The organism is Pseudomonas sp. R1-43-08 (genome assembly GCF_003852255.1).
Lineage (GTDB): Bacteria > Pseudomonadota > Gammaproteobacteria > Pseudomonadales > Pseudomonadaceae > Aquipseudomonas.
In genome coordinates this window covers 5,434,208-5,448,510 of sequence record NZ_CP027734.1, presented here as the reverse complement: position 1 = coordinate 5,448,510, position 14,303 = coordinate 5,434,208, and the positions used below count along the sequence as shown (strand labels likewise).

Below are 14,303 nucleotides of genomic sequence, written 5' to 3'. Positions count from 1 at the left end.
TATCAGTCACCAAAAAGGTTGGCTGACCCACTGCCACCACATTTTGAGCTGTGTTGAATCAGATAAAGGTCACAACCCCACCCGCCAGCGACTTCACCCGCGCCAGCGACTCAACCCTATAACCCTGCGCATCCAGCTCCGCACGGCCACCTTGAAACGACTTCTCGATCACGATGCCCAGGCCGGCGACGGTCGCGCCCGCTTGCTTGATGATCGAAATCAGCGCCTGGGAGGCCTTGCCGTTGGCCAGGAAGTCATCGATGACCAGCACGCGGTCGCTGCTGGTCAGGTGGCGTGGGGAAATTGCCACGGTGCTTTCGGTTTTTTTGGTGAAGGAATACACCGTCGCCGACAGCAGGTTTTCGGTCAGTGTCAGGGACTGCTGCTTGCGTGCGAAGATCACCGGCACGCCGAGGTTCAGGCCGGTCATGATCGCCGGGGCGATGCCTGAGGCTTCGATGGTGACGATCTTGGTGATGCCCGAGTCCTTGAACAGCGCGGCGAATTCGTCGCCGATCAGTTTCATCAGCGCCGGATCGATCTGGTGGTTCAGAAAGGCATCAACCTTGAGTACCTGATCGGAAAGCACGATGCCTTCTTCGCGAATTTTCTTGTGCAGTGCTTCCACGGAAAGCTTCCTCTGTTAGCGCAACAGGCGCCGAAAGTAGATTAAAAAGTAGTCGATTCTAGCGCTTTAACATCGCGCGTATATCAGCCAAGGCGCTGTTGCCGCGAACGGCCTTCACCTCAGTCGGGGTGTCGTCGTTGCCTTCCCAGGCCAGGTCATCCGGCGGCAGCTCATCGAGGAAGCGGCTGGGGGCACAATCGATGATCTCGCCGTATTGCTTACGCTTGGCAGCGAAGGTGAAGGCCAGTGTCTGACGCGCACGGGTAATGCCCACGTAGGCCAGGCGCCGTTCTTCCTCGATGGTGTCGGCTTCGATGCTGGAGCGATGCGGGAGGATTTCCTCTTCCATGCCCATGATGAACACGTAGGGAAATTCCAGACCCTTGGATGCATGCAAGGTCATCATCTGCACACCTTCGGCGCCGTCTTCCTCTTCCTGCTGGCGCTCGAGCATGTCGCGCAGTACCAGCTTGCCGATGGCGTCCTCAACGGTCATTTCACCGTCTTCGTCTTTTTCCAGGGTGTTCTTCAGGGCTTCGATCAGGAACCAGACGTTACCCATGCGGTAGTCCGCGGCTTTGTCGCTGGAACTGTTGGTGCGCAGCCAGTTTTCATAGTCGATGTCCATGACCATGCTGCGCAGGGCGCTGATCGGGTCTTCACCGGCGCATTGCTCGCGTACCTTGTCCATGAAACGCTTGAAGCGCGACAGGCGGTCGGTGAAGCGCGTGTCCAGGTGTTCGCCCAGGCCGATTTCGTCGGTGGCGGCGTACATCGAGATCTTGCGTTCAGTGGCGTAGTTGCCAAGCTTTTCCAGGGTCGTCGAACCGATTTCCCGACGTGGGACGTTGATCACGCGCAGGAAGGCGTTGTCATCATCCGGGTTCACGATCAGGCGGAAGTAGGCCATCAGGTCTTTCACTTCCTGGCGCCCGAAAAAGCTGTTGCCGCCCGACAGGCGATACGGCACCTGGTGGTGCTGCAGTTTCAGCTCGATCAGCTTGGCCTGGTAGTTACCGCGATACAGGATCGCAAAGTCGCTGTAAGGCCGGTCGGTGCGCAGGTGCAGGCTGAGGATTTCCACGGCCACGCGCTCGGCTTCGGCGTCTTCGTTGCGGCAGCGGATCACGCGGATTTCGTCGCCATGGCCCATCTCGCTCCACAGTTGTTTTTCAAACTCGTGGGGGTTGTTCGAGATCAGCACGTTGGCACAGCGCAGGATACGGCTGGTGGAGCGGTAGTTTTGCTCCAGCATCACCACTTTCAAAGATGGGTAGTCATCCTTGAGCAGCATCAGGTTTTCCGGGCGCGCACCGCGCCAGGCGTAGATCGACTGGTCGTCGTCGCCCACCACGGTGAACTGGTTGCGTGTACCGATCAGCAGTTTCACCAGCAGGTATTGGCTGGCGTTGGTGTCCTGGTATTCGTCCACCAGCAGGTAGCGCACCTTGTTCTGCCACTTTTCCAGGATGTCCTTGTGTTCCTGGAACAGTTTGACCGGCAGCAGGATCAGGTCGTCGAAGTCCACCGCATTGAACGCCTTGAGCGTGCGCTGGTAGTGGGTGTAGACGATGGCGGCGGTCTGTTCCTTGGGGTTGCGTGCGGCTTCCAGGGCTTCGGCGGGCAGGACCAGGTCGTTTTTCCAGGCGCCGATCATGTTCTTGATCTCGTCGACGCCGTCGTCGCCCGCGTATTCCTTCTGCATGATGTCGGTCATCAGGGCTTTGACGTCGGCCTCGTCGAAGATCGAAAAGCCCGGCTTGTAGCCCAGTCGCGCATGTTCCTTGCGGATGATGTTCAGCCCGAGGTTGTGGAAGGTACACACGGTGAGGCCACGGCCTTCGCCACCCTTGAGCAGGGTGCCGACGCGCTCTTTCATTTCCCGCGCCGCCTTGTTGGTGAAAGTCATGGCGACGATGTACTGGGCGCGGATGCCGCAGTTCTGGATCAGGTGCGCGATCTTGCGGGTGATCACGCTGGTCTTGCCGGAGCCAGCACCGGCGAGCACCAATAGAGGGCCGCCGACGTAGTTCACGGCTTCTTGCTGCCGGGGATTGAGTCGGGACATACAGAGTTCGGGGAGTCGTCGTTCAAAAGGGCGGGCATTTTAACAGGCTGGCAAGTTTCTGCTGCCCTGGATCGACGGTGTGACGTACCACTCGATCTAAATTTGCCGGTTTTGCTACTTTGACGCAGGATGTGCGGGGTATTGCGACTATTTTTCACAGTCGGCGTGTTTGATAGCACCTATCATTTGTCAGGCATTGGTCATTGTCAGACCGCACGTCATAATGCCACCGCCAACGAATTCTTGCCGAGTCTAGGGAGCTAGCTTGTCTACGCCTGTCGAACCCTTGCGTTTGCTGCTGCTGGCCGATGAGCCTGAGTGGGCAGCGTTGTTGCGCGAGTGCCTGGCGCCGATGGGCGACGGGGCTGTGCTGATCAGCGCGCCCAACTGGGACTCGGTGAGTCGTCTGTTCGACGATGACCACGGTGCGGTGCTCCTGACCACGCCCCCTCTGCAACCCGGCCCGGGCCGGTGCAGCTTGCCGTGTGTATTGTTGCTGGAACAGGAACCATTGGTTGCGCCGCTCGGTGTCAGCGATTGGCTGGTCCATTCCGTGCTGGACGCCGATACCTTGCGCCGCTGCCTGCGCCATGTGCGCGAGCGTGGCGTACTGGAGAACACGTTGCAGCGCCTGGCCGAACAGGACCCGCTCACCGGTATCGCCAACCGCCAGGGTTTCCAGACCTTGCTGGCGGCGCGGCTGGCGGATAACGAAGGTCGCGGCCTGGCCCTCGGTCACCTGGACCTGGACAATTTCCGTCACGCCAACGATGCCCTCGGTCATCAGGCCGGCGACCGTTTGATCCTGCAGGTGGTATCGCGGCTCAAGAGCCAGCTTGAAGCCGGTGACCAATTGGCGCGCCTGGGCAGCGATGAGTTCGCGCTGCTGATCGACACCCGCCGTGCGCCCCAGCGCGCCGAGTGGATGGCCGAGCGCATCACCGAAGTCATGGCCGAGCCTTACTGGGTGGACGGTGAAAGCCTGCTGATCGGCTGCAGCCTGGGTGTGGCGCATGCCCGCGCCCGCGCCGGGGCCGACCCGTTGATGTGGCACGCCCATATCGCCATGCAGCAGGCCAAAAGCACCCAGGGCTGTACCTTTCATATCTTCAACGAACGCATCAACCGCAACGCGCGCAGCCTGGCCGACCTGGAAAGCGAATTGCGCCGTGCGCTGCGCCGCGATGAGCTGGAGCTGCACTACCAGCCGCGCCTGGACCTGGACGATGGGCATATTGTGGGCCTGGAAGCCTTGGTGCGTTGGCGCCACGGCGAGCGTGGCCTGTTGCCACCGAGCGAGTTCGTGCCCCTGGCCGAGCAGAGCGGCCTGATCGTGCCGTTGGGGTATTGGGTGATTTCCCGCGCCCTGCGCGACATGCAGGACCTGCGCGAACGCGGCCTGCCGGCGTTGCACATGGCGGTCAACTTGTCGTTTCGCCAATTTCAGGACAGTCAACTGCTCTCGACACTCAGTCGGCTGATTGCCGAGCGTGGCGTGGAAGCGCAATGGCTGGAGTTCGAGTTGACCGAAACCGCCGTGATGCGTCGCAGCGACCTGGTCAAACAGACCATGGACGCCCTCGGTCGCCTCGGCGTGCGGTTTTCCCTGGATGACTTCGGCACCGGGTTCTCATCGTTCGTGCACCTCAACAGCCTGCCGATTGCCTTGTTGAAGATCGACAAGAGCTTCGTCGGCGGCATGGAAGAGCGCGAAGAGAATCGCAAACTGGTGCACGCCATGATCAACCTGGCCCACAACCTCAACCTGGAAGTGGTGGCCGAAGGCGTGGAGACCGCCGAGCAGCTTGCGCTTTTGAGGCTGTTTGGTTGCGATCAAGCCCAGGGCTACTTGATCAGTAAACCGTTGCCATTGGCCGAGCTGGTGGAGTACCTGACGTTTGGCAAGGGCCAGCAGGCGTTGTTGGGCTGAATAAACTCAATCTAAAAATGTGGGAGGGGGCTTGCTCCCGATGGCGGTGTATCAGTCAACACATCCGGTGACTGACACGCCGCCATCGGGGGCAAGCCCCTCCCACATTTCTAATCGAGTAGGCCCTTAGTGCGTCTGTGCGGTCTGGAAACCAGTTTGTATTTCCGGCTCCTGTCGAATCATGCGTTTCATCTTCGCCTCAAACGCCCACGTCAGGCTCACCGCCGCACAGGCAAGGCCCAGCGCCAGGCCCCACCACACGCCGGTCGGCCCCCAGCCTAACGTGAACGCCATCAACCAGGCCGATGGCGCGCCGATCAGCCAGTAACAACCGAGCCCCACCAGGAAGGTGGTCTTGGCGTCCTTGAGGCCACGGATGCAGCCCATGGCAATGGTCTGCACACCGTCGAACAGTTCGAACCAGGCCGCGACGGCCAGCAGGCTGACGGCAAGCACGATCACCTCGTGAAAGGCCGGGTCGTCATGGTCGAGGAACAGTCCGATCAGCGGGTCGGAAAACAGCCAGAACACCACGGCAAACCCCAGCATGACCATGGCGCCGAACCCTATACCGACCCGCCCGGCCAGGCGCGCGCTCAACAACCGCCCGGCGCCATAGTGCTGGCCGATACGCATGGTCACCGCGTAGGACATCCCTGCCGGGACCATGAACGCCACCGAGACGATCTGCAGGGCAATCTGGTGCGCCGCCAACTGCGTACTGCCCATGGTGCCCATGCACAGCGCCGCAAACGCGAACAGCCCGACTTCCACTGCATAGGTGCCGCCGATCGGCAGGCCCAGGCGCCACAGCTCGCGCAGATACTGGGTATTGAGGCGCAGCAGGCCGGTAGTCAGGGGGTAGGCGGCGTAGGTCCGGTTGCTGCGGATGTACCACATCAGCGCCAACGCCATGCCATTGGCGACGATGGCCGTCACCAGGCCAATGCCCATCAGCCCGAGCTTCGGCAGGCCGAACATGCCTTCGATCAGCGCGTGGTTGAGCAGGTAATTGACCACCGTGCCGCACAGGCTGATCACCACCACTGGCGTGGCTTTGCCGATAGCGCTGGTGAAACCGCGCAACGCCATGAAGCTCAGATAGCCGGGCAGGGCGAATGGCAGGAGGGTCAGGAACTGCCCGGCGGCCTGCACGTTGGTTTCGGTCTGGCCGAACAGCAGCAGCACTGGCTTGAGGTTCCACAGCAGCAGCGCCGCCGCCAGGGCCATCAACCACGCCAGCCACAGCCCGGACTGGGTCAGGCGGGTGGCGCCGTCGATGTCGCCCGCGCCGTGACGGATCGCCACCAGGGTGCCCACCGCCGCAATCACACCGATGCAGAAAATCGCCACGAACGAATAGCTCGCCGCGCCCAGGCCACCGCCGGCCAGGGCTTCGGGGCTCAGGCGGGCCATCATCAGGGTGTCGGTCAGCACCATCAGCATGTGCGCCAACTGTGAGGCAATCAACGGCCCCGACAGCCGCAGAATGGCCCAGAGTTCGGTACGTACCGGATGCTGCATGATCATCACGCTCGACAGGTCAGGGTGGTGGAGAGGGCTGATTCTCGGCGCTTTGGGCGCATTGCACAAAAGGATAAAAGCGATCGTTTGCATGATTAAAACTCATGCCTGATCTATTCTGGTAGGGTTTGCGGATTGCGCTGTCGGAGCTTTCAGAATGTCCCGTCGTCTTCCTCCGCTTTACGCCCTGCGGGCGTTCGAGGCCGCGTCTCGTCACCACTCCTTTACCCGCGCGGCAGAGGAGTTGTCGATTACCCAAAGTGCGGTCAGCCGGCATATTCGTACGCTCGAAGAGCATTTCGCCTGCCGGCTTTTCCAGCGCAGCGGCCGCACCCTGCAGCTCACGGAGGCGGCGCGCTTGTTGCTGCCCGGCGTGCGCGAAGGTTTCGCCGCCCTGGAGCGTGCCTGCCATACCCTGAATGCCGAAGATGACATCTTGCGTATGAAAGCGCCGTCCACCTTGACCATGCGCTGGCTGCTGGCGCGGTTGAGTCGCTTTCGGGCCTTGCAGCCGGGCAATGAGGTGCAGCTCACCAGTGCGTGGATGAACATCGACGAAGTGGACTTCAACCAGGAGCCGTTCGATTGCGCGGTATTGCTCAGTAACGGGCACTTTCCCGCAGACTGGGAAGCCAGTTACCTGTTTGCCGAAATGCTGATTCCGGTTGGCGCGCCCAATCTGTTGGATGACGGCCCCTGGGACGTGACGCGGCTGGCAACGGCTGAACTGCTGCATCCGACACCGGACCGCCGCGACTGGCGCTACTGGTTGGAACGCATGGGGTTGGCGTCCCGGGTTTCGCTCAAGGGTGGGCAGGTGTTCGATACGCTGGAGTTGGGCATGATCGCCGCCGCGCGGGGTTATGGGGTGTCCATGGGTGACCTGCTGATGGTGGCCGAGGACGTCGCCCAGAAACGCCTGAGCCTGCCTTGGCCAACGGCCGTCGCCAGCGGGGAAAGCTATTACCTGGTGTGGCCCAAAACCCGCCCCGGTGGTGAGCGCCTGCGGCGTTTGGCGGAGTTTCTCCAGGGCGAGGTGCATGCGATGGTTTTGCCCGAAGTGGCCCGCCTTGAATGAAGGGTTTGGCATGTGTACGGCAATCGTTTGCGCGATACCCCTGTGAATCGCTCAAGTATTGTAAAACCCCGCCGAAGTAGGAGTGTTGGAACCATCGTGCACTTACGTTTCCCACCAGATAATTCGCCGAGCAGCGCTAAGAGATCAGGATGATCCTGGCCTCGGCTCAGGAGCTGTCATGTCTCAACCTCGCGCTCGGATCGCCTCCCAGTTAGGCCTCGCATTGGCCGTGATTCTTGCTGTCGTAATCAGCGGCAGTACCGTTTTCGCTCTACGCTCCCTCGACACCGCCAACCTCGCCACCCGCGAGGAACACTTGGCCAGCGAGGCGCGCCTGCTCGCCGACCAACTCAATACCTTCCACAGCACCTTGCGCGAGAGCACCCAGCGTTTGAGCGGGCTGTTTGAAAAGCGCTTCGGCGCCGGCTTGAGCGTGCGTGCGGACCAGCCAGTCGCCGTGGCCGGTGTGCAAACCCCAAGCCTCTACCTGGGCAGCCAGTTGCTGAACAACAACTTCAGCGAAGTGGATGAATTCAAGGACATGTCCGGCGGCGTGGCCACGGTATTCGTGCGCAGCGGCGATGACTTTGTCCGCATCAGCACGTCCCTGACCAAGCAGGATGGCAACCGCGCCATCGGCACCGTGCTGGACCGCCAGGGGCCGGCCTACCAGCGTGTGTTCAGCGGGCAGACCTACATCGGTCGGGCAGTGTTGTTCGATCGCTCGTACATGACCCAGTACAGCCCGGTGCGTGACGCCAGCGGAAAAGTCATTGCGGTGCTGTTCATCGGTTTCGACTACACCGACGAGCAGAAAGCCCAGTTCGACAACCTCAAGCGCTTCCGTATCGGCCAGACCGGCTCTCTCTCGTTGCTGGATGAACAGAAGCACTGGCTGGTGCCGCCGGCCGGTGTACAAGCCTTGGATCAAGCCATTCCGGTGATGCTCGACCTGGCGAAGAAGCCGGGTGAAGGGCGCTTCTGGAGCGATAAAAACGAAGATTTCTACAGCGTTTCGGTACCGTTCGAGGGCGGCCCCTGGGCGGTGGTGGCGAGCATGCCGAAGGCTGAGATTCGTGCAGTGACCTGGGACGTCGGCCTGCGCCTGGTGATCGGCAGCGTGCTGGCCATGCTGTTGGCGGTGGGCGCCACCGTGTGGCTGTTGCGCAGCAAGCTCGCGCCCCTGAGTGACCTGGTGCGCCAAGCCGAAGCGCTCGGTGCGGGCGACCTGAGCGCGCGCCTGAACGTCTCCAGCCATGATGAAATCGGCCAGTTGGCGCGCAGCTTCAACCAGATGGGCGAAGCGCTGTCGACCATGGTTTCGCACATCCGCAAGGCGGCTGAAGAGGTCAACAGCCGTGCCCAGGCGTTGTCCGGTTTGTCTGGCGGTGCCTATGAAGGCATGGAACAGCAGTCCGGCGAGATCACCAGCATGGCGGGCGCGGTGGAAGAATTCAGCGCCACCTCGCTGAATATCGCTGACAACATGGGCAGCACCGAGCGCCTGGCCCAGGAAAATGCCCAGCAGACCCGCATCGGGCGTGCCTCGATGCAGGAGGCGTCGTCGTCCCTGGAACATATCGCCACCGCCCTGAACAGCACCGCTACAGTGATCAACACCTTGGGCCAGCGTTCCCAGGAAATCGGCGGCATCGTCGGCGTGATTACGTCGATCGCGGAACAGACCAATTTGCTGGCGCTGAATGCTGCCATCGAAGCTGCCCGCGCGGGCGAGCAAGGCCGTGGCTTTGCCGTGGTCGCCGACGAAGTGCGCAATCTGGCCTCGCGCACCCGCCAGGCCACCGATGAAATTTCCGGCATGATCCAGAGCATCCAGCAGGAAACCGGGAATGCCATCAGCACCATGGAACACGGCAATGTGCTGATGCAGGAAGGCCTGTCGCGCAATGCCGACGTGGCTTCGGCCCTGGCGCGCATCGACGAGCAGAGCCGCTCGGCCGGCCAGCAGTTCGCCGCCATCACTACCGCCACCCAGGAGCAGAGCAGCACCGCGACCTTGCTCAGCAGCAACCTGCAAAGTATTGCGCTGGCTAACAGCGAGCAGCGTGAAGTGGTGTCGAACCTGGCGATCACCGCCAAGGAACTGGAGACCCTGGCGGCGGGCCTGCGGCATGAAGTAGACCGGTTCCGCTAAGCCACCGCCATTCAGAATGCGCAGGCGCATGGCTCAAGTGCTCGCCGCCGGACGGTACTGCAAGGCCTCTTGCAGATGGTGGCGGGCGATGTTCTCTGTTTGTTCCAGGTCCGCCAGGGTACGCGCTACCTTGAGCAACCGATGGGCCGCCCGCAGCGACAGCGTCAGTCGTTCGCATGCGCTTTCCAACCAGCCTTCATCGACCTTTGCCAGCTTGCAGTACTTGCGCAACCCCGGCAGGTCGAGGAAGGCGTTGGCGCATCCTTGGCGGCGTTGCTGGCGTTCCCGTGCATCGGCCACTGCTGCGGAAGCTTTCGCAGTGTTGTCACCGGTCTGTTGTGCCGGGCTCAGTGCCGTGGCCTCCCGCGCCACGGTCAGGTGCAGATCGATTCGATCCAGCAACGGCCCGGACAGCTTGTTGCGATAGCGTTGGATCTGCTCCGGTGTGCATCGACAACGGCCGCTGGGTTCGCCCAGATAGCCGCAAGGGCAGGGGTTCATCGCCGCGACCAATTGGAAGCGTGCCGGGAAGCTTACCCGGTCGCGGGCGCGGGAAATCACGATATGCCCCGACTCAAGTGGCTCACGCAGCACCTCCAGGACTTTGCGATCGAACTCCGGCAATTCGTCGAGGAACAATACGCCGTGGTGGGCCAGGGTGATTTCCCCCGGTTGTGGTTTCGATCCGCCGCCGACCAGCGCGGGGCCAGACGCCGAGTGGTGCGGCTGGCGAAACGGCCGTTGCGGCCAATGGCTCAACGGCGCCAGGCTGACCACCGATTGAATCGCCGCGACTTCCAGCGCTTCGTGCTCACTCAGTGGTGGCAGCAACCCCGGCAGGCGGCTGGCGAGCAAGGTCTTGCCAGTGCCGGGCGGCCCGCTGAATAACAGGTTGTGCGCCCCCGCAGCCGCGATCAGCAAGGCACGCTTGGCGGCCAACTGGCCCTGTACTTCACTGAGGTCCGGGTAAGGTTTGTTCAAATACAGCAAGCCGTCCGCCTGGTAGGGCTCGATCGGTACATGCCCGTTCAGGTGCGCCACCACTTGCAGCAAGTGGTCCACCGCAATCACCTTCAATCCCGATGCCAGGCACGCTTCCTCAGCGTTCGCCCTGGGCACTATCAAGGTGCGCCCGGCCTTGCGCGCCGCCAATGCGGCAGGCAACACGCCTTTCACCGCGCGTACCTCGCCGGACAGCGCCAACTCGCCCAGGCACTCAACATCATCGAGCATCAACGCCGGCACCTGCATACTGGCCGCCAGGATCCCCAGGGCAATTGCCAAATCAAAACGCCCGCCGTCCTTGGGCAGGTCGGCGGGCGCGAGGTTGAGGGTGATGCGACGCGGCGGATATTGCAGGGCCGAATTGAGAATGGCGCTGCGTACACGGTCCTTGCTTTCCTTTACCGCCGTCTCAGGCAAGCCCACCAGCGTCAGTGATGGCAAGCCATTCGCCATATGCACTTCAACCGTGACGACGGGGGCTTCAACGCCGATCTGGGCGCGACTGTGGACGATGGCGAGGGACATGCTCGATCCTTGAATGGGGCCGCTTCCTGCGGGTTATTCAAGGGTAGACGAGGGTGGGAAAAGCAAAGCGGGGGAGGTTTTACAGAACGTATCAGGCCAAGACGCCGGACAAATGTGGGAGGGGGCTTGCCCTAATGTCAGTCAGTTAAGCGAAAGTGGTCCACTGTAGGAGCGAGCTTGCTCGCGAAAAACGCCCAGGCAACGCGTTCATTCTGAATAAACGCGGAGGCACTGAGTTCTTCGCGAGCAAGCTCGCTCCTACAAAAAGCCTTAACTGACTGGCATTAGGGCTTGCCCCCTCCCACACTGATTGCGTTCACTCGGCAGAGGGCGGCGTCAGCCGCGCTTCCAGTTCCGCCATTTTTGCCTCCAGGCTTTCCAGCCGCGCACGCGTGCGGGCGAGCACCACCATCTGGCTGTCGAACTCTTCACGGCTCACCAGATCGAGCTTGCTGAAGCCACTTTGCAGCAGTGCCTTGAACTGGCTTTCGATTTCATTGCGGGGCAGCGGAGTGTCGCCGCTGAACAGGCGAGAGGCGTGGCCGCTCAGGGCGTCGAGGAAGTCTTTGGGCGCGAGCATGGGAAATATTCCGGAAAACTGTTGGCAGGCAGTGTATCACGCAGCGTCTATAGTCTTTTCACGGCCCTGGCGCGCACGCTTTTCGCGCATCGGGATGGGCGCTTGCGCACTGTTTTGATGCGCATCGCCACCGCCGGAACGCCCCGCAGGTGGGCATGAGTGGGCAATGGACTGATTTCAGTGAGTTTTACGGAGATGGCAAGGTTTCTGCTTAGACGATCATGACCCATGCACTGATGCAGTCGCTGTGACGAATGCAGTGCGCCGACGGATCAGGGGTACAGGTTTCGTCACCAGTGGTTCGCTGGCGTCGCTACGGTAAATGCCGAGGCGACGATGCGTTACAAAGCCAGGCACTGCGCTTAGACTTGAGACGGGTTTGTTTTCCTGGGGCAAGTCCACCAATTCGGGAGAGAGTTTTCATGAAGCTAGTCACTGCCATCATCAAGCCGTTCAAGTTGGACGACGTACGCGAGTCACTGTCCGAGATCGGCGTGCAGGGCATTACCGTTACTGAGGTCAAGGGCTTCGGTCGGCAGAAGGGTCATACCGAGCTGTATCGCGGCGCGGAATATGTGGTCGATTTCCTGCCGAAGGTGAAGATTGATGTCGCCATTGACGACAAGGATCTTGACCGGGTTATCGAGGCGATAACCAAGGCCGCCAACACCGGCAAGATCGGTGACGGCAAGATCTTCGTGGTCAATCTGGAACAGGCTATCCGCATCCGTACCGGCGAAACCGATACCGACGCAATCTAAGCCGCCAAACCCCAACGCCCCAGGAGAAAACACTATGACTCTGCGTACATTCGCAGGGCTCGGAGCCCTGTTGTCCATCGTAATGCCAAGCCTTGCAATGGCGGCAGACGAAGTGGCGGCTCCAGTCCTCAACTCCGGCGACACTGCCTGGATGCTGACCGCCACCGCACTGGTGCTGTTCATGACCATTCCTGGTCTGGCGCTGTTCTACGGCGGCATGGTCCGCTCCAAGAATATTCTGTCGGTGATGATGCAGTGCTTTGCCATCACTGGCCTGATCAGCATCCTGTGGGTCGTCTACGGTTACAGCATTGCGTTCGATACCACCGGTATGGAGCAGGGCGTCGTCAACTTCAACTCCTTCTTCGGCGGCATGGGCAAGGCATTCCTGGCAGGGGTCACTCCAGCCAGCATTACCGGGCCTGCGGCGCTGTTTCCGGAAGCGGTGTTCATCACCTTCCAGATGACGTTCGCCATCATCACTCCGGCGCTGATCGTCGGTGCCTTCGCCGAGCGCATGAAGTTCTCCGCGATGCTGATTTTCATGGGCATCTGGTTCACCCTGGTCTATGCGCCGATTGCGCACATGGTCTGGAGCGGCAACGGCGGCCTGATGTGGGACTGGGGCGTGCTGGACTTCGCCGGTGGCACCGTGGTGCACATCAACGCCGGTGTGGCTGGCCTGGTGGCGTGCCTGGTGCTCGGCAAACGTAAAGGCTTCCCGACCACCCCGATGGCCCCGCACAACCTGGGTTACACCCTGATCGGCGCGGCCATGCTGTGGATCGGCTGGTTCGGCTTTAACGCCGGTTCCGCTGCCGCAGCCAACGGCACGGCCGGCATGGCGATGCTGGTTACCCAGATTGCTACCGCTGCTGCGGCGCTGGGCTGGATGTTCGCCGAGTGGATCACCCACGGTAAGCCGAGCGCACTGGGCATCGCCTCGGGGGTGGTGGCCGGCCTGGTTGCGATCACTCCGGCGGCTGGCACCGTGGGCCCGATGGGCGCCCTGGTCATTGGCCTGGCGGCGGGCGTGGTGTGTTTCTTCTGCGCCACTACCCTCAAGCGCAAGCTGGGCTACGACGACTCCCTGGATGCCTTCGGCGTGCACGGTATCGGCGGTATCCTCGGCGCGATCCTGACCGGCGTGTTCGCGGCTCCGTCGATGGGTGGCTTCAACGCCGCTACCACTGACATCGCCGCCCAGGTGTGGATCCAGTGCAAAGGCGTCGGCTTCACCGTGATCTACACGGCGATCGTCACCTACGTGATCCTCAAGGTGCTGGACATGGTCATGGGCCTGCGCGTCACCGAAGAGGAAGAGGCGGTCGGTCTCGACTTGGCGCAACATAACGAGCGCGGCTACAACCTGTAAGTACGCAAAAAAAAGATGCCCGGCTTGCCGGGCATTTTTTTGTCTGGCGTTTGTCTCTGCCTATAAGTGGCATGGGTTTTTCGTCAACTTTGTGATGGGATCCACACGGCACTTTTAAGGGTGCGAATGTCTTACAGACATGTAGGCGTATTCGGCACTTTGTTTTTTTCCAGAGCGCGCTAGAATGCGCGCCGATGGGCGGAGAACTGTATGTGGCAACAGACCCTGATTACCCTTCGGGCCAAGCCCCGGGGCTTTCACCTGGTGACCGACGAGTTGCTTGCCGGCTTGCCTGAATTGAAGGCGTGTCGCGTGGGCCTGTTGCATCTGTGGCTGCAGCACACCTCGGCCTCGTTGACGGTCAACGAGAATGCCGATCCGGCGGTTCGCCGTGACTTCGAGCGTTTCTTCAACTTGCTGGTGCCGCAAGGCCATGCAGGGTTCGAACACAACGACGAAGGTCCGGATGATCTGCCGGCGCACTTCAAGGCCAGTCTCCTGGGCTGCCAGCTGAGTTTGCCGGTGAAGGCTGGCCGCTTGGCGATGGGGACCTGGCAAGGTGTTTATCTGGGCGAGCACCGTGATCACGGCGGTGCTCGTAAAGTCCTCGCCACCTTGCACGGTGAAGGGGCATAAGCCACTGGTGATCCAGTGGATGTTGATTTTTTTCCGGC

At 61.3% G+C, this 14,303-nt stretch carries 11 protein-coding genes; 6 read left to right on the top strand and 5 right to left on the bottom strand.

Going from position 1 to position 14,303, the window contains the following annotated elements; translation table 11 throughout:
- Nucleotides 1–58: 58 nt before the first annotated feature.
- Complete coding sequence (locus C4J87_RS25155; RefSeq protein ID WP_003176890.1) at nucleotides 59–628, bottom strand: xanthine phosphoribosyltransferase; 570 nt, start codon at nucleotides 626–628, stop codon at nucleotides 59–61.
- Between the two features lie 58 nt (nucleotides 629–686).
- Nucleotides 687–2,696, bottom strand: a complete 2,010-nt coding sequence (gene rep / locus C4J87_RS25150; RefSeq protein ID WP_124364957.1) for a DNA helicase Rep — start codon at nucleotides 2,694–2,696, stop codon at nucleotides 687–689.
- 265 nt (nucleotides 2,697–2,961) lie between these two features.
- On the opposite strand from rep, the gene C4J87_RS25145 reads away from it, so the two are divergent.
- The gene (locus tag C4J87_RS25145) at nucleotides 2,962–4,626 is read left to right on the top strand and encodes a bifunctional diguanylate cyclase/phosphodiesterase (protein ID WP_124368806.1); all 1,665 of its coding nucleotides are present in this window, start codon (nucleotides 2,962–2,964) and stop codon (nucleotides 4,624–4,626) included.
- Between the two features lie 126 nt (nucleotides 4,627–4,752).
- Here C4J87_RS25145 and C4J87_RS25140 read toward each other — a convergent pair whose 3' ends face one another.
- Nucleotides 4,753–6,156, bottom strand: coding sequence for a NorM family multidrug efflux MATE transporter (locus tag C4J87_RS25140; RefSeq protein ID WP_124368805.1), 1,404 nt, complete (start codon nucleotides 6,154–6,156; stop codon nucleotides 4,753–4,755).
- Nucleotides 6,157–6,307: 151 nt separating this feature from the next.
- Here C4J87_RS25140 and C4J87_RS25135 point away from each other — a divergent pair, with 151 nt between their 5' ends.
- Together C4J87_RS25135 and C4J87_RS25130 are read left to right on the top strand one after the other, a co-directional pair.
- Nucleotides 6,308–7,228, top strand: a complete 921-nt coding sequence (locus tag C4J87_RS25135) for a LysR substrate-binding domain-containing protein (RefSeq protein WP_124368804.1) — start codon at nucleotides 6,308–6,310, stop codon at nucleotides 7,226–7,228.
- Between the two features lie 178 nt (nucleotides 7,229–7,406).
- Nucleotides 7,407–9,383, top strand: coding sequence for a methyl-accepting chemotaxis protein (locus tag C4J87_RS25130; protein WP_124368803.1), 1,977 nt, complete (start codon nucleotides 7,407–7,409; stop codon nucleotides 9,381–9,383).
- A gap of 33 nt (nucleotides 9,384–9,416) precedes the next feature.
- On the opposite strand, the gene C4J87_RS25125 is transcribed toward C4J87_RS25130, so the two are convergent.
- Together C4J87_RS25125 and C4J87_RS25120 are read right to left on the bottom strand one after the other, a co-directional pair.
- Nucleotides 9,417–10,913 (bottom strand): YifB family Mg chelatase-like AAA ATPase, encoded by a 1,497-nt coding sequence (locus C4J87_RS25125; protein ID WP_124368802.1) that lies wholly within the window; start codon nucleotides 10,911–10,913, stop codon nucleotides 9,417–9,419.
- A gap of 316 nt (nucleotides 10,914–11,229) precedes the next feature.
- On the bottom strand, nucleotides 11,230–11,493 hold the full coding sequence (locus C4J87_RS25120; protein WP_124368801.1) for an accessory factor UbiK family protein: 264 nt from the start codon (nucleotides 11,491–11,493) through the stop codon (nucleotides 11,230–11,232).
- A gap of 422 nt (nucleotides 11,494–11,915) precedes the next feature.
- Between C4J87_RS25120 and glnK the strand changes: the two genes are divergently transcribed.
- The 3 genes from glnK to C4J87_RS25105 all read left to right on the top strand — a co-directional run bounded on the left by glnK (nucleotide 11,916) and on the right by C4J87_RS25105 (nucleotide 14,265).
- Nucleotides 11,916–12,254: a P-II family nitrogen regulator gene (glnK, locus tag C4J87_RS25115; protein ID WP_002555808.1), complete on the top strand. Its 339-nt coding sequence runs from the start codon at nucleotides 11,916–11,918 to the stop codon at nucleotides 12,252–12,254.
- A 34-nt stretch (nucleotides 12,255–12,288) separates the two neighbouring features.
- Nucleotides 12,289–13,629, top strand: a complete 1,341-nt coding sequence (locus C4J87_RS25110) for an ammonium transporter (protein ID WP_124364950.1) — start codon at nucleotides 12,289–12,291, stop codon at nucleotides 13,627–13,629.
- 210 nt (nucleotides 13,630–13,839) lie between these two features.
- The gene (locus C4J87_RS25105; protein ID WP_124368800.1) at nucleotides 13,840–14,265 is read left to right on the top strand and encodes a secondary thiamine-phosphate synthase enzyme YjbQ; all 426 of its coding nucleotides are present in this window, start codon (nucleotides 13,840–13,842) and stop codon (nucleotides 14,263–14,265) included.
- Nucleotides 14,266–14,303: the final 38 nt, after the last annotated feature.